This window comes from Streptomyces rhizosphaerihabitans (assembly GCF_025399795.1).
GTDB classification, from domain to species: Bacteria; Actinomycetota; Actinomycetes; order Streptomycetales; family Streptomycetaceae; genus Streptomyces; species Streptomyces rhizosphaerihabitans.
In genome coordinates, this window is record NZ_JAODTZ010000045.1 from 62,634 (window position 1) to 77,455 (window position 14,822).

A 14,822-nucleotide genomic window follows, 5' to 3' on the forward strand; every position below is an offset into this window, starting at 1 on the left:
AGCGTACGCCCCGACTTGAACGTGTTCAAAACCGCCCCCGCCCAAGGGCCCGGTGGCTCAGGCGCCGCTCTCCCTCAGCATGTCCTCGCGCTCGACGATCTTCACGCGCGCGCGGCCCTGCGGTTCACCCAGCGCCTTCTCCGCGGCGTCCAGCCGGTACCAGCCGTCCCACGTGGTGAAGCGGACGTCCCGCTCGCCGAGGAAGGCGTCGACGGCGGCCGGGTCGGGCGAAGTGGGCGCGTGCAGACGGCCGTTCGCGTGGTCGCCGAGCAGACTCGCGACCGTCTCGTTGGCGTCGCCCTTGGTGTGACCGATCAGACCGATGGGCCCGCGCCGGATCCAGCCGGTGACGTACGTGGACCGCAGGTGCTCGCCCGAGTCCTCCAGCACACGGCCGGCCGCGTCCGGCACCGTGCCCGAGTCGACGTCCCAGGGCAGCTTGGGCAGGCTGTCGGAGAGGTAACCCACGGCGCGGTAGACCGCGGTGACGTCCCAGTCCTTGAACTCGCCGGTGCCCTTGACGTTCCCGGTGCCGTCGAGGGCGGTGCGCTCGGTGCGCAGGCCGACGACCTCGCCGTTCTCACCGAGGATCTCGGTCGGCGACTCGAAGAAGTGCAGGAACAGCTTGTGCGGGCGGTCGCCGGCGTCGCGGATCGCCCAGTTCTCCAGGGTCTTGGCGACCATGTCGGCCTGCTTGTTGCCGCGCCGGGTTGCGATCGAACCCTCGTCGTAGTCGATGTCCTCGGGGTCGACGATGACCTCGATGTTCGGCGAGTGGTCCAGCTCACGCAGCTCCATCGGGCTGAACTTCGCCTGCGCCGGGCCGCGGCGGCCGAAGACGTGGACCTCGAGGGCCTTGTTGGCCTTGAGTCCCTCGTGGACGTTCGGCGGGATCTCGGTGGGCAGCAGTTCGTCCGCGGTCTTGGCGAGGATGCGGGCCACGTCCAGCGCGACATTGCCGACACCGAGGACGGCGACCTTCTCCGCCTCCAGCGGCCAGGTGCGCGGAACGTCCGGGTGACCGTCGTACCAGGAGACGAAGTCCGCCGCGCCGTACGAGCCGTCGAGGTCCAGGCCGGGAATGTCGAGGGCCCGGTCGGCCGTCGCACCCGTGGAGAAGATCACGGCGTCGTAGAAGGCGCGCAGATCGTCGAGGCTGATGTCGCGCGGATAGTCGACGTTGCCGAAGAGGCGGACCTGCGGCTTGTCGAGCACCTGGTGCAGGGCGGTGATGATGCCCTTGATCCGGGGATGATCGGGGGCGACGCCGTAACGGATGAGACCGAACGGGGCCGGCATCCGCTCGAACAGGTCGATGGAGACACCGGACTCGGCGGCCACTGCGGATTTCAGCAGCGCGTCGGCGGCGTAGATTCCGGCGGGGCCGGCTCCGACAATGGCTACCCGCAGAGGGCGAGGCATGATCAGATTCCCTTCGAGCAGGGGCAGGGGACTCGACGGGAAGCCTAAACTGAGGCAAACCTAAGTCAGTAGGCGGGTCCGGGCTATGACCTCATAAGGCTGACTTATGGGTCCTGAAGGGCCGCTTTATGGGTGGCGTTCATGCGAGGCCGGAAGGCTACCGGGCGCTCGGCGAGCAGGGGCGGCCAGGGCCCCGACCGCGCACTCGCGCCACGGTCCGCCGCCCCGTCCGCCCGCGCTCGCACCACGGGCTGCCACACCGACCGCAGCCGCACCCCTCGTCCCACGCCCTCGACCGCTCGCGCTCACATCACGGGCCACCACCCCGACCGCCTACCGCCGGACCGGCGCCGACGGGGTGGGGGCCGCCCCGGTCCGGACGGCGGACGGCTCGACGGTCGCGGAGGCCGGCGTCGACGACGGAGTGCGGGTGCGGACGGGTGAGCGGGTTGCGGTCGTGGGAGTGGGTGCGGCGCTCGGCGCGGAGGTCCGGTCGGAGCGGCGGCTTCCACCGGGGCGGGGGCTGACGCGCCCCGGCGAGGCCGACGGGGTGGGCTCGGCCGACGGACTGCTCGCGGGCGGCGGGGCCAGCGGGACCACCGGGGACACGGGTGACTCCGGGGCGGCCGACCGCAGCGGCAGCGCGACGAGAGCACCGACGGCACACGCCATTCCGACCCCGGCCGCGGCGCGCAGCAGCCGGCGACGGGCCGCACCCCGGCGGATCGCCTCGTAGCGGCCGGGTGGTGGACCGAGATAGTCGGAGGGGGGCCGCATGATGACGGCGAGCGGGTCGTCGGGGCCGAAGTCCGGACCATCGTCAGAGTGTGTGATCAAGACTTCTCCTCAGGTGGGCGCGGAGCAGTTCGCGGGCCGCGTGGAGATCGGCCTTGACGGTTCCTTCCTTGCGCCCGGTCAGCGCGGACACCTCCCGGATCGGCATGTCAGCGTAGTAGTGCAGCAGGATCGGGACGCGCAGCCGTTCGGGAAGCGACTGCACGAGCAGACGTACGGACGGATCGGCCTGTTCGTTCCGCGGGCCGACGGCCGCCTCGGCGGTGGCCCGGTGCACGGCCCTGCGCTCACGCTCCAGCTTGCGCCAGTGATCCCGGACGAGGTTGGCCGCGGTGACGTAGAGGAACCCGCGCGGCTCGGCCACGGAGGTCCAGCGGGCCCAGAGCCGGGTGAACGCCTCCGAGGCGATCTCGTGGGCCGTGCCGTCGTCGTCGACGAGACGGCGGCACCAGCCGGCGAGGCGTGGATAGAGGGCGGCGAACAGCTCGGACGCTGCCTTCTCACGGGACCCTTTCAACATTCTCCATGGTCGTGACGGCACTCGAGGGAAGGATCCCGGGCCGTGGGTCTACGGTCCATCGGCCCAGGATCCCGCCTCCGGGTCCATGGCGGACCCGGAGGCTGTGACGGGGAACGGCGGTCGTGCGTCAGGGGTTCGCGGAGCTCAGCGCCGCGAACACGATCACGTTGTCGAGGTAGCCGTCTCCGGAACGGGGACCGCCGCAGGTGATGAGCCGCAGCTCCGGGCGGTCCACGTCTCCGTAGACCGCGTCCGCCGGGAAGTCGGCCTTGGCGACCGTGCGGACGGTACTGACGGCGAACACCGCCGACCTGCCGTTCTCCAGGCGCACCACGATCCGGTCGCCGTGGCGCAGCCGTGCGAGGTGGCGGAAGACGCCGTCCCCGTACGCGCCGACCGTGACATGACCGAGGATCACCGACGGGCCCTTCTGACCCGGCGTCGGCGAGTGCCGGTACCAGCCCGCCTCGTCGTGCGCGGCGATCGGGGGCACCTGCACACTGCCGTCCGGGGCCAGCCCGAGCCGCATGAGCGGGGTGTCGACCCCGATGGCCGGTATCCGCAGTCCGACCGGGATCGAGCGCCCCAGCGCATGCGCCGGCTTCGCGACGGTACGCGAGTCCGCAGGTGTGCCGGCCGTACGCGAGGACGGAGGTGTGCCGCCGGGCCGCGAGACCGCGGGCGGTCCGGCCAGGTGGCCGCCACAGCCCACCAGCAGCGCGGCCGTCGCCGCGGCGACGAACACGCACCTGGAGAAGGACGTCATACCCCGGTCGCCCGCCGGCGGCGTACGACGAAGACCGCCGCGCCCGCGGCGAACACGGCGGCGGCACTCCCGCCGATCAGCCCGCCCGCTCCTGAGGACTGCGCCGTCGTGGTCGCCACACCGGTGTCGGGCGCTCCGCTCGGCCGGACGGAGACCTGACGGGAGGCCGGCGCCCGGGTCGGCACGGGGCTGGGGGCGGCGGTGGGCTTCCGGGTCGCGGTGGGGCTCGCCGGGGCCGGCGCGGCGGTGACGCTCGGGCGGGGCCTGGGGCTCGGGGAGGTCCCGTCGGCGAACGCGGGCACCGTGCCCACCAGCACGGCGGTGCACGCGAGTGCCGTGGCACTGAAGACGGTTCGGCGCATGAATCGCTCTCTTTCGTCGGTCCGCCCGCCGGTAGGAACGGCGTGCGGGTTACGGATCGAGCGGAGAGACGAGGCAGCGAGGGACGGGGTTGTAAAGAGGAGGCAAAGGCGCCGGGGTACGGCCGGGGCCTGCGCGCCCCGAGGCCGCAGACCCCGGGCCCCACGGCGTTCACCGGGGTACGAGGGGGCGCGGGGCCGGTCAGCACTGCCGGCTGCACGAGGCGGTCGAGATCGGGGCACGTTCTCTCGGCCTCGCCGAACGGTCCGCGATCCGACCGCCGCCGCGTTCGAACGGGCGAACCTCACCGAACTGCGGCTGCTCCTCGAAGAACCCGAGCCGGCCCGCGCCCTCGCCGAACAAGCCGTGGCGGGCGCGGAGACGTACGGCGCCTGGCGCCTTCTGCCCCTGCCGCTCCTGTCGCGGGCCCGCGGCGCCCCGGACGCGGTCAGTCCGTCCCGGGCCCATCGGGCGGGTCGGCGGTGGCGGTGGCCGCGTGCCGCAGTGTGTCCAGCAGAGCGCGCAGGGCGGGCTGTTCGAAGGCGATCTCCCTTACGGCTGCCGAGATCACCCGGACCGGCTCGGGGTTGCGGACCGGGCGGACAACGACGCCGGGGTGCTGGTTGCGCAGCCCCAGCCGCGGCATCAGGCCGACACCGAGGCCGGCCGCGACAAAGCCCTGAGCGGTGGCGTAGTCCTCGCTCTGGATGACGAAGTCGGGACTGAAGCCGGCCGCCGCACAGGAGTCGATCACCGGTTCCAGGCAGGGCCCGGGCGGCTCGCTGCCGACCCACTGCTCGCCGGACAGCGCGCTCAGGTCGATGACCTCGTCGCCGGCGAGCGGATGACCGAGGGGCAGTACGGCGGCGTAGGGGTCGTCAAGGAGGTGGACGAGCCGAAATCCGTCGCCGACGCGGTCACGCGTCTGGACGACCACGGCCAGGTCGGCCCGCCCCCGCGCCACTTCCTGGAACGGGTCTTCTGGGTCGGCGAGTCGAAGGTCGACGCGGACGCCGGGGTGCTCGGCGCGCAGCCGGGCCAGGGCGGGGGCCATCAGCGTGGACCCCGCAGTGGCGAAGTAGCGGACCGCCAGGCGTCCGGTGCGTCCGGCGCGGAGATCGGCGAGGGCGGTCTCCGCCTGGGCGACCGCCGAACTGATCAGGGCCGCGTGCTCGGTGAGCAGCAGGCCGGCGGCAGTGGGCCGCACCCCGCGGCCGACCCGTTCGAGCAGCGCCGCGCCGGCCTGCTTCTCCAGCGCCGCCACCTGCTGACTGACGGCGGACGGTGTGTAGCCGAGGTGGGCCGCGGCAGCGGTGACCGTGCCGCTGGTGACCACCGCGCGCAGGACCTGCAGTCGCCTCACATCAAGCATGTAGCACAGCTTAACGGTATGGGTAGAACCATTCGCTTGTCCTCAAAGCCTGGCTGGGGCACCTTCGAAGGACCGGAACCGAAGGAGCCCGCTGGACCGACCGCGGAACCCGCCACGGAACCGACCCACCAAGCCGGACATCGACCGAATCGGGAAAGCCATCGTGAACAGCAGTACACGGAGTCTGCGGGGCGGAATGCGGGTGGCCGTGCTCGCTCTGCTGTGGGGCTCGACCTTCCTCTGGATCGAACTGGCGCTGCGCGGGCTCTCCCCGCTCCAGGTCACGTTCGTCCGCTGTGCCCTCGGCGCGCTCGTCCTCACCGTCGCCTGCTACGCGACGGGCCGGAGCATGCCCCGGGGCGTCATCGTCTGGCGTCACCTCGTCGTCGCGGCCTTCTTCTGCAACGCGCTCCCGTTCGCGCTGTTCAGCCTGGGCCAGCAGACCGTCGACTCGGGCCTGGCCGGAGTCCTGAACTCCACGACCCCCATCTGGTCGATCGTCCTCGGTCTCGCCCTCGGCTCGGAACGCGGGCTCCGCCCCGTCCGTCTGACGGGCCTTCTGCTCGGTTTCGCCGGCACGATCGTCATCTTCGCCCCCTGGCGGACGAACGGGTCCATCGGCTGGGGTGCCCTCGCCATCCTCGGCGCGGCCGCCAGCTACGCCGTCGCGTTCACGTACATGGGTCGCACCCTGGTCCGTAAGGGCACCCCCACCATCTCCCTCTCCGCCGCCCAGCTCGTCGCCGCGAGCGGACTGACCGCCATCACGATGCCGATCGGTGGCCTGGAGTCGATCCACCCCGGTCCGACCGTCCTGGTCGCGGCTGTCGTTCTCAGTGTGTTCTGCACCGCGGCCACGTTCCACCTCACCTACCGGATCATCAACGATGAAGGCGCCACCAGCGCGGCCGTGGTCGGCTATCTGCTGCCGGTGGTGTCCGTTCTCCTCGGCGCGGTCGTCCTGGGCGAACACCTCAGTGTCCGGGTGGTGCTGGGCATGGCCGTGGTGCTCGTGGGCGTCGGGATGACACGGCAGAACGGGACCCCGGCCACGCCTGCGGCTCCGGCCGACGGGCAGTCGGCGGTGGGCGCGTCTGCGGCCTTCGGGAAGCCGGCGGTCGAGAACGCGACGGCCACCGCAATCGGTCTCGGTGCCTGCGATTCTTGAGTGCCACCTGAGAATCCTCGTCACAACGGCGTCGGACCACCGTTCACAGGCCCGCTATCGCGTTCCAGCGCTTGGCGAACTCGGTGCGTTCGGTGGACGTGATGTCGCGGGCGATCGCGAGGCGCTTGCGCATGGTCGCGTCCGGGAAGATCAGAGGGTCCTCGGCGAGGGCCGCGGTGTCCTCGTCATTGGAGGAGGCGAGGACGTCCTGGGCGGCGGGGACCGGACACACGTAGTTGACCCAGGCGGCCAGCTCGGCGGCGACCTCGGGCTCGTAGTAGTAGTCGATGAGCTTCTCCGCGTTGGCCTTGTGCCGGGCCAGGTCGGGGATCATCAGCGACTCGGCCCACAGCTCGGCGCCCTCCTCGGGGACGACGAAACGGATGTCGGGGTCGTCGGCCTGGAGCTGGATCACGTCGCCCGAGTAGGCCTGGCAGGCCAGCACGTCGCCGCTGGAGAGGTCCTTGATGTAGTCGTTGCCGGTGAAGCGGCGGATCTGGCCGCTGCGCACCCGCTTCTCGACCTGCTCGCACACCTGGTGGAAGTCGTCCGCCCGCCACTTCGTGATGTCGACGCCGTTGGCCTGCATGAGCAGCGCGAACGCCTCGTCCAGGCCGGAGAGCAGGGTGACCCGGCCCTTGAGGTCGTCGGCCCACAGATCGGACACGTGCTTGATCTCGCGGCCGACCTTGCGACGGTTGTACGCGATGCCGGTGATCCCCGACTGCCACGGCACCGAGGACTTGCGGCCGGGATCGAAGGCGGGCGAACTCAGCAGCGGATCGAGGTACTTGGTGACGTTCGGCTGCTTGGCCCGGTCCATCTCCTGGACCCAGCCGAGCCGGACGAACCGGGCGCACATCCAGTCGCTGATGACGATGAGGTCGCGGCCGGTCCGCTGGTGGTTCATCAAGGACGGACTGATCTTGCCGAAGAACTCGTCGTTGTCGTTGATCTCCTCGATGTAGTCGACGGAGATCCCGGTGCGCTTCTCGAACGCGGCGAGCGTCGGCCGCCGGGTGGTGTCCTCGTCATCGGTGTCGATGTACAGCGGCCAGTTGGCCCAGGTAAGCCGCTTGTCCGTGGCGGACAGGTCGGCTCCGGCCCGGTCGCCAGGTCCCACGTACGCCGCCGGTACCCCGCATCCCGCGAGGGCTCCGAGCGCGGCACCACCACCCAGGGCGTGCAACAGGGACCGGCGGGACAGGGGCGAGGTCTTCCGATTCACTGGCACGCGCCGAGCATGGCTGCCCGGGCTCGGTCCGGACAATGGACGCTGCGTCGACCGGTCGCCCGCCGACCCGACACCCTGTCGATCAATTTCCGAGCGTTTCGAAGACTCCGGGCGCATGGCCGTCGGCCGGGCGCGCGCGAGAAGCCTGTCCGTCGGGCTGCCTCGCACGAAAGGCGCGGCCATCGGCCGGCCGTACGCGGGAGGCGGGCCCGTCGGCCGGCCCCGGCGGGGGGACCGGCCGTCCGCAGGGCGGGAACGTGACCCTCACCGTCAGGCCGCCCTGCGGACGGGGCCACGCCTCGACGGTGCCGCCGTGGGCGGTGGCGACGGCCGTGACGATCGACAGGCCGAGGCCCAGGCCCTCGCGATGGTGGCCCTTCCCGTGCGGGCGGGGCCGGGGATGCGCCCGGGTCCGTTCCGCGCCCAGGCGCCGGAACGGCTGGAAGAGTCCGGCCACCTGGTCGCGCGGGATCACCGGGCCGGTGTTGTCGATCCGCAGGACAGGTCGCCCCGCCTCCGTCCCGGTCCACAGGCGAACCCAACTCTCCTCGTTCTCCGGGTTGTTGTGCCGTACTGCATTGTCGGCGAGGTTGACCACGAGCCGCTCGATCAGCTGGGGGTCGCCCAGCACGAGCGCGGAGCCGAGGTCGGCCCGCACCTGAGGCCGCCCATCCCCTGACCCGCCGTCCCCTGACCCACCACGCGCGAACCCGCCCTCCTCCGACCCGGCGTGCTCAGAGCCGTCGCCCTCGAATCCCTCGACCTCGGACCCGTCACCCCCGGCCCCGTTGCACTCCGACCCACCGGTCGACTCCCCGTCTCCGTCCACCACCGCCCCGTGCGGGAACCACTCCCGCACCATCTCGGCAAGGTCGATGAACTCCCGGCACTGAAGGCCCCGTTGGCTGCGTGCGAGTGTCAGCAGGGCGTCGATGAGCCGCGCCTGTTCCTGTCCGGCGGCGCGTACCCGCAGGCATGCGGCCCGCAGGCTCTCCACCGACGCCCCGGGGTCGGCGAGCGCGACGTCCACGATCGCCTGCTGGAGCGTGAGCGGAGTGCGCAGTTCGTGCGACGCGTTGGCGACGAACTGCTTCTGCGCCTCGAACGCGCCTTCCAGCCTCCCCAGTACGTCGTCGAAGGTGTCCGCCATCGCCTTGAGCTCGTCCTCGGGGCCCGGTACCGCCAGCCGCTGACGGAGGTTGTCCGCGGAGATGCGCCGGGCGGCGGCGGTCATCGTGCGCAGCGGCGCGAGAACGCGTCCGGCCATCAGCCAGCCCAGGGCCACGGAGGCGAAGGTCATCACGGCGAGCGCGATGCCCGCCTCGACCAGCAGCTGGTGCAGTTGATCGGCGCGCAGGGCCTCGGCGTACATCGTGAGCGTCGGCGGATCGGGGCTGGTGAAGGTGCTGCCCCCGGGCAGCCCCGGCCCCACGGACGAGCCGATCGCCGTCGACGGCGTGGACCGCGACGCGAGCAGGTAGGTGAAGCCGAGCAGAGCCGCCCCCGCCACCATGAACAGGGCGCTGTAGAGCAGGGTCAGCCGCCAGCGAATACTGCGCGGGGCCAGCCGCCACCGAATTCCGCCCGGGGCGGGTCGTCGACGAAGAGCGCCTCGGCCCGGCCGTCGACGAAGAGCACCCGAGGCCAGTCGTCGGCGAAGAGCGCCTGGGGCCGACCGCCGGCGGAGGTCGCGCGGCCCCGGCCACCAGCGGTGACCGCCCGGTGCCGGTCGCGGGCGGGGAACGCGCGCCGCGGGCCGGTACCGGGGGCGCTCGTCGTACGGGTCCGGCCGGTCCGGGCCTGAAGGTCCGTCCGTCATGCGATCCGATATCCCGCCCGGTCGACCGTCGCGATCAGCGGAGGCTCCCCCAGCTTGCGACGCAGACGGCTCACCGTGACCTTCACGGTCTGGCTGAAGGGGTCGGCCGCCTCGTCCCAGGCGCGCTCCAGGAGTTCCTCGGCGGAGACCACGGTGCCCTGCGCGGCCAGCAGGAGTTCGAGCACGGCGAACTCCTTCGGACTGAGGGCGAGCCCCGAACCGCCCCTGGTCGCCTGCCGCCTCGCCGGGTCGAGCCGCAGCTCCCCGCGGACCAGGACAGGAGGCAGCGCCGGCTGCGCACGCCGAGCCAACGCCCGTATACGCGCGACGAGTTCGGCGAACGCGAACGGCTTCGGCAGATAGTCGTCGGCACCGAGGCCGAGCCCCATGACCCGGTCGGCCACCGTGCCGGACGCGGTGAGCATCAGCACCCGCGCCCGGCTGTCGCCCGCGGTCAGCGTCCGGCACACCTGGTCGCCGTGCACGCCGGGCAGATCGCGGTCGAGCACGACGACGTCGTACCCGTTGACATCTGCGCGCTCCAGCGCCGTGGGCCCGTCCAGCGCGAGATCGACCGCCATGCCCTCGCGGCGCAGCCCGGCGGCCACGGTCTCGGCGAGCTCTTCATGGTCCTCGACCACCAGCACACGCATGGCGGTCAGTGTGGCGGGCCGGTGGTTGCACGGGCATAAGCGTTCCCTGTGCGGGCTCGCGCCTTCCCCGGCGGCCTCCGGCTGCTTGTTGCGTCGCGATAAGGACGGCCGTTCCCGTGCCGTAACCGCCCCCGGGCTTGTCTGGAGCACAACACGACACAGCGCACCCCGCCACAACGCGTCCCAGCCCGACCGATCACGCCACGACGCAGCGCGGCACGACATCGCGGCACCACGCAGCAGGGCACAGCGGTGCGCCACCGTGCCCCATCGCACCCGAACCGGCGGCACCGCCGCCCACCACATGGAGGAACCCCATGCGTGCACTGGCCACTCGGCCACAACGACTCGCCCTGGCCTGCGCCCTGATCTCGGCCGCCGCGCTCGGGACCGTCAGCGCCTCGGCGGCTTCGGCGTCCGACAGGTCCACCGTGACCGACGCGACAGCCGTGACCTCGGCGTCGGCGCGGCTCACGCTGCGCGCCGGGACCGGCGAGCCGCCCAAGGGAGGCCTGCCGCCCAAGGGAGCGCTGCCCGCGATCGCTTACCGGCCGACCGCGCAGGCGCCCGGCGACGTGAACATCGCCAACGGCCTGTTCGCGACCTGTATGCGTGACCGCGGCCAGAAGGTCTTCCCGGTCTTCCACGCCTCGAAGGACAAGCAGGGCCGCGTGCTGATGAGCGTGCAGATGAAGGCGGGCAAGCGGTTCGACCCGACGTCGAAGAGCTACCGGGCCGATGTGAAGGCGTGCGCGCCGATCCTGAAGAAGGCCGGCATCAGCTTCTCGACGGGAGCCGGCCTGCCGCCGCTGCCCGCGTCGGGCAAGCCCGGCAGCGGTTCCGGTACCGGATCCGGTGGCAGCTCGGCCGGCGGATCCGTCGGTGGATCCACCGGCGGCCCGGCCGCCGGTTCCACCGGCGGCAAGGGCGGCGGATCCATCGGTGGATCCCGCAAGCTGCCGCCGCACCTCCACACGGAGAAGGGACAGCCCGGCGTACGTGACCTGCCCTCGCTCTCCGTCGTGACCGAGAGCGCCTGAGCCTTCGCGGAGGGGGAACAGCGTGGCCCCGGACGGGAGGATCGACTCCCGTCCGGGGCCACGTGGTTCACACGATCGGAACTCGGCCCGTTCCCGGCCGGTTCGCGGTCAGCCGTCGAGCGACGTCATCACGTGCTTGATGCGTGTGTAGTCCTCGAAGCCGTAGCCCGACAGGTCCTTGCCGTAGCCGGACTTCTTGAAGCCGCCGTGCGGCATCTCGGCGACCAGCGGGATGTGGGTGTTGATCCACACACAGCCGAAGTCGAGGGACTTGGACAGACGCATCGCACGGCCGTGGTCCTTGGTCCACACCGAGGAGGCGAGGGCGAAGTCGACACCGTTGGCCCACTCGATGGCCTGGGCCTCGTCCGAGAAGGACTGGACGGTGATGACCGGGCCGAAGACCTCGTTCTGGATGATCTCGTCGTCCTGCTTGAGGCCGGAGACGACGGTCGGGGCGTAGAAGTAGCCCTTGTCGCCGACCTGCTTGCCGCCCGTCTCGACCTTGGCGTGCGCGGGCAGACGCTCGATGAACCCGGCGACCTGCTTGAGCTGGTTCGGGTTGTTCAGCGGGCCGTAGAGCACGTCCTCGTCGTCCGGCTGGCCGGTCTTCGTCCCGGCGGCGGCCTTGGCGAGCGCGGTGACGAACTCGTCGTGGATGGATTCCTGGACGAGGACGCGGGTGGCGGCCGTGCAGTCCTGGCCGGCGTTGAAGAAGCCCGCGACCGAGATGTCCTCGACGGCCTTGGCGATGTCGGTGTCCTCGAAGACGACGACCGGGGCCTTGCCGCCCAGCTCCAGGTGGACGCGCTTGACGTCCTTGGACGCCGACTCGGCGACCGAGATGCCCGCGCGGACGGAGCCGGTGATGGACGCCATCGCCGGGGTCGGGTGCTCGACCATCGCGCGGCCGGTGTCGCGGTCGCCGCAGATGACGTTGAAGACGCCCTTGGGCAGGATGCCGCCGAGGATGTCGGCGATCAGGACGGTGGAGGCCGGGGTGGTGTCCGAGGGCTTCAGGACGACCGTGTTGCCCGCCGCGAGGGCCGGGGCGAACTTCCACACCGCCATCATCATCGGGTAGTTCCACGGCGCGACCTGGGCGCAGACGCCGACCGGCTCGCGGCGGACGATCGAGGTCATGCCCTCCATGTACTCGCCGGCCGAGCGGCCTTCGAGCATGCGGGCGGCACCCGCGAAGAAGCGGATCTGGTCGACCATCGGCGGGATTTCCTCGGACCGGGTCAGACCGATCGGCTTGCCGGTGTTCTCCACCTCGGCCGCGATCAGCTCCTCGGCCCGCTCCTCGAACGCGTCCGCGATCTTCAGGAGGGCCTTCTGGCGCTCGGCCGGGGTCTTGTCCCGCCACTGGGGGAAGGCCGCGGCGGCGGCCGCCATCGCGGCGTCGACGTCCGCCTGGCCGGAGAGCGGCGCGGTCGCGTACGCCTCGCCGGTCGCGGGGTTGACCACCTCCGTGGTCCGTCCATCGGCGGCATCGCGGAACTCTCCGTCGATGTAATTGCGCAGACGACGCAGCTCGGTGCTCACTGCCCGGCCCTCCTGTCGGATGTCCAACGACTCAGGTGTCCACTACCTGAGATGCCTGGGCCCCACCCTAATCCGTGGCTCCACGTTTTCAACACCCCCGAACGGCCCAGAACTGCGAAATCCGCAAGACGCGTACCCGTAAACAACGAATTTCATCGCCTGATCCTTGCGGAACTGTCGAGACGTCGTGCACAGTGGGGTCGTGGCCAGTCGCAGCGCGGAACCCAGGGACTCCCGCGAGTCCAGGAACGGCAGTCCCCAGGTGGACACCGTCTCCCTCGCCATCATCGAGCAGCTCCAGCAGGACGGACGCCGCCCGTACGCCGCGATCGGCAAGGCCGTGGGCCTCTCCGAAGCCGCCGTGCGCCAGCGGGTCCAGAAGCTCCTCGACCAGGGCGTCATGCAGATCGTCGCCGTCACGGACCCGCTCACCGTGGGATTCCGCAGGCAGGCGATGGTCGGCATCACGGTCGAGGGCGACCTCGACCCGGTGGCCGAAGCACTGACTGCCATGTCGGAAGTCGAGTACGTGGTGATGACCGCGGGCTCGTTCGACATCCTCGCCGAGATCGTCTGCGAGGACGACGACCACCTGCTGGACGTCATCAACAAACGCATCCGGGCGCTGCCCGCGGTGCGCTCCACCGAGAGCTTCGTCTACCTGAAGCTCAAGAAGCAGACCTACATGTGGGGAACCCGATAGCCGTGAGCACCAAGGACCTCAGCAAGACCGCGTACGACCACTTGTGGATGCACTTCACCCGCATGTCCTCGTACGAGAACGCGCCCGTTCCCACCATCGTCAAGGGTGAGGGCACCTATATCTACGACGACAAGGGCAAGCGCTACCTCGACGGTCTCGCGGGCCTGTTCGTGGTCCAGGCCGGCCACGGCCGCACCGAGCTGGCCGAGACGGCTTTCAAGCAGGCCCAGGAGCTGGCCTTCTTCCCGGTGTGGTCCTACGCCCACCCCAAGGCCATCGAGCTGGCCGAGCGTCTGGCGCACCACGCGCCGGGCGACCTGAACAAGGTGTTCTTCACCACCGGTGGCGGCGAGGCCGTCGAGACCGCGTGGAAGCTGGCCAAGCAGTACTTCAAGCTGCAGGGCAAGCCGACCAAGTACAAGGTCATCTCGCGTGCGGTCGCCTACCACGGCACCCCGCAGGGCGCCCTGTCGATCACCGGCCTGCCGGCCCTGAAGGCCCCCTTCGAGCCGCTGGTCCCGGGTGCCCACAAGGTCCCCAACACCAACATCTACCGCGCCCCGCTCTTCGGCGACGACCCCGAGGCCTATGGCCGCTGGGCCGCCGACCAGATCGAGCAGGAGATCCTCTTCGAGGGCCCGGAGACCGTCGCCGCGGTCTTCCTGGAGCCGGTGCAGAACGCCGGTGGCTGCTTCCCGCCGCCGCCCGGCTACTTCCAGCGCGTGCGCGAGATCTGCGACAAGTACGACGTGCTGCTGGTCTCGGACGAGGTCATCTGCGCCTTCGGCCGCCTCGGCACGATGTTCGGCTGCGACAAGTTCGGCTACGTACCGGACATGATCACCTGCGCCAAGGGCATGACCTCGGGCTACTCCCCGATCGGCGCGTGCATCGTCTCCGACCGCATCGCCGAGCCGTTCTACAAGGGCGACAACACATTCCTGCACGGCTACACCTTCGGCGGCCACCCGGTCTCCGCCGCCGTGGCGCTCACCAACCTCGACATCTTCGAGCGTGAGGGCCTGAACCAGCACGTGCTGGACAACGAGGCCAACTTCCTGCAGACCCTGCAGAAGCTGCACGACCTGCCGATCGTCGGCGACGTCCGCGGCAACGGCTTCTTCTACGGCATCGAGCTGGTGAAGGACAAGGCCACCAAGGAGACCTTCACGGACGAGGAGTCGGAGCGCGTGCTCTACGGCTTCGTCTCCAAGAAGCTCTTCGAGTACGGCCTCTACTGCCGCGCCGACGACCGCGGTGACCCGGTCATCCAGCTGTCGCCGCCGCTGATCTCCGACCAGTCGACCTTCGACGAGATCGAGGGGATCGTCCGTCAGGTCCTGACGGAGGCGTGGACCAAGCTCTGATCCCGCGCCTCTGATCCTCAGCCGCGGCCCGGCTCCGCCGACTTCCCCCGGCGGC

14 protein-coding genes are annotated in these 14,822 nt (G+C 70.9%); 4 read left to right on the forward strand and 10 right to left on the reverse strand.

Features of this window, described 5'->3' with window-relative positions:
- Window positions 1–57 precede the first annotated feature (57 nt).
- The 6 genes from N4G66_RS33605 to N4G66_RS33630 all read right to left on the reverse strand — a co-directional run bounded on the left by N4G66_RS33605 (window position 58) and on the right by N4G66_RS33630 (window position 5,235).
- Window positions 58–1,422, reverse strand: coding sequence for an FAD-dependent oxidoreductase (locus tag N4G66_RS33605; RefSeq protein WP_261708061.1), 1,365 nt, complete (start codon window positions 1,420–1,422; stop codon window positions 58–60).
- Window positions 1,423–1,755: 333 nt separating this feature from the next.
- A complete protein-coding gene (locus N4G66_RS33610; protein ID WP_261708062.1) occupies window positions 1,756–2,259 on the reverse strand; it encodes a hypothetical protein in 504 nt (167 codons plus the stop codon).
- Entirely contained in the window at window positions 2,243–2,734 is a 492-nt protein-coding gene (locus tag N4G66_RS33615) for an RNA polymerase sigma factor (RefSeq protein ID WP_261708086.1), read from the reverse strand. Before N4G66_RS33615 ends, N4G66_RS33610 begins: the two co-directional genes overlap by 17 nt.
- Before the next feature lie 130 nt (window positions 2,735–2,864).
- Complete coding sequence (locus N4G66_RS33620) at window positions 2,865–3,503, reverse strand: class F sortase (protein ID WP_261708063.1); 639 nt, start codon at window positions 3,501–3,503, stop codon at window positions 2,865–2,867.
- Window positions 3,500–3,865, reverse strand: coding sequence for a Tat pathway signal sequence domain protein (locus N4G66_RS33625; RefSeq protein WP_261708064.1), 366 nt, complete (start codon window positions 3,863–3,865; stop codon window positions 3,500–3,502). Before N4G66_RS33625 ends, N4G66_RS33620 begins: the two co-directional genes overlap by 4 nt.
- Before the next feature lie 446 nt (window positions 3,866–4,311).
- A complete protein-coding gene (locus tag N4G66_RS33630; protein ID WP_261708065.1) occupies window positions 4,312–5,235 on the reverse strand; it encodes a LysR family transcriptional regulator in 924 nt (307 codons plus the stop codon).
- A 196-nt stretch (window positions 5,236–5,431) separates the two neighbouring features.
- Between N4G66_RS33630 and N4G66_RS33635 the strand changes: the two genes are divergently transcribed.
- Window positions 5,432–6,403 (forward strand): DMT family transporter, encoded by a 972-nt coding sequence (locus N4G66_RS33635; RefSeq protein WP_261708087.1) that lies wholly within the window; start codon window positions 5,432–5,434, stop codon window positions 6,401–6,403.
- A 43-nt stretch (window positions 6,404–6,446) separates the two neighbouring features.
- Here N4G66_RS33635 and N4G66_RS33640 read toward each other — a convergent pair whose 3' ends face one another.
- The 3 genes from N4G66_RS33640 to N4G66_RS33650 form a co-directional block, all read right to left on the reverse strand.
- Entirely contained in the window at window positions 6,447–7,637 is a 1,191-nt protein-coding gene (locus N4G66_RS33640) for an ABC transporter substrate-binding protein (protein WP_261708066.1), read from the reverse strand.
- Between the two features lie 82 nt (window positions 7,638–7,719).
- A complete protein-coding gene (locus N4G66_RS33645; RefSeq protein ID WP_261708067.1) occupies window positions 7,720–9,150 on the reverse strand; it encodes a sensor histidine kinase in 1,431 nt (476 codons plus the stop codon).
- A gap of 302 nt (window positions 9,151–9,452) precedes the next feature.
- Complete coding sequence (locus N4G66_RS33650; RefSeq protein ID WP_261708068.1) at window positions 9,453–10,109, reverse strand: response regulator transcription factor; 657 nt, start codon at window positions 10,107–10,109, stop codon at window positions 9,453–9,455.
- A 317-nt stretch (window positions 10,110–10,426) separates the two neighbouring features.
- Between N4G66_RS33650 and N4G66_RS33655 the strand changes: the two genes are divergently transcribed.
- Window positions 10,427–11,149, forward strand: a complete 723-nt coding sequence (locus N4G66_RS33655) for a hypothetical protein (protein WP_261708069.1) — start codon at window positions 10,427–10,429, stop codon at window positions 11,147–11,149.
- A 108-nt stretch (window positions 11,150–11,257) separates the two neighbouring features.
- Here the strand turns inward: N4G66_RS33655 and N4G66_RS33660 are convergent, their stop codons facing one another.
- Window positions 11,258–12,697: a gamma-aminobutyraldehyde dehydrogenase gene (locus tag N4G66_RS33660; protein WP_261708070.1), complete on the reverse strand. Its 1,440-nt coding sequence runs from the start codon at window positions 12,695–12,697 to the stop codon at window positions 11,258–11,260.
- A 187-nt stretch (window positions 12,698–12,884) separates the two neighbouring features.
- On the opposite strand from N4G66_RS33660, the gene N4G66_RS33665 reads away from it, so the two are divergent.
- Window positions 12,885–13,400, forward strand: coding sequence for an Lrp/AsnC family transcriptional regulator (locus N4G66_RS33665; RefSeq protein WP_261708071.1), 516 nt, complete (start codon window positions 12,885–12,887; stop codon window positions 13,398–13,400).
- Entirely contained in the window at window positions 13,385–14,767 is a 1,383-nt protein-coding gene (locus N4G66_RS33670; RefSeq protein ID WP_261708072.1) for an aspartate aminotransferase family protein, read from the forward strand. Before N4G66_RS33665 ends, N4G66_RS33670 begins: the two co-directional genes overlap by 16 nt.
- Window positions 14,768–14,822: the final 55 nt, after the last annotated feature.

Bases quoted from the DNA above. Each gene is read 5' to 3' on its own strand.
- N4G66_RS33605 (WP_261708061.1), bottom strand. From the start codon at position 1,422: ATGCCTCGCCCTCTGCGGGTAGCCATTGTCGGAGCCGGCCCCGCCGGA.
- N4G66_RS33620 (WP_261708063.1), bottom strand. From the start codon at position 3,503: ATGACGTCCTTCTCCAGGTGCGTGTTCGTCGCCGCGGCGACGGCCGCG.
- N4G66_RS33645 (WP_261708067.1), bottom strand. From the start codon at position 9,150: ATGGTGGCGGGGGCGGCTCTGCTCGGCTTCACCTACCTGCTCGCGTCG.
- N4G66_RS33635 (WP_261708087.1), top strand. From the start codon at position 5,432: ATGCGGGTGGCCGTGCTCGCTCTGCTGTGGGGCTCGACCTTCCTCTGG.
- N4G66_RS33650 (WP_261708068.1), bottom strand. From the start codon at position 10,109: ATGCGTGTGCTGGTGGTCGAGGACCATGAAGAGCTCGCCGAGACCGTG.
- N4G66_RS33625 (WP_261708064.1), bottom strand. From the start codon at position 3,865: ATGCGCCGAACCGTCTTCAGTGCCACGGCACTCGCGTGCACCGCCGTG.
- N4G66_RS33630 (WP_261708065.1), bottom strand. From the start codon at position 5,235: ATGCTTGATGTGAGGCGACTGCAGGTCCTGCGCGCGGTGGTCACCAGC.
- N4G66_RS33655 (WP_261708069.1), top strand. From the start codon at position 10,427: ATGCGTGCACTGGCCACTCGGCCACAACGACTCGCCCTGGCCTGCGCC.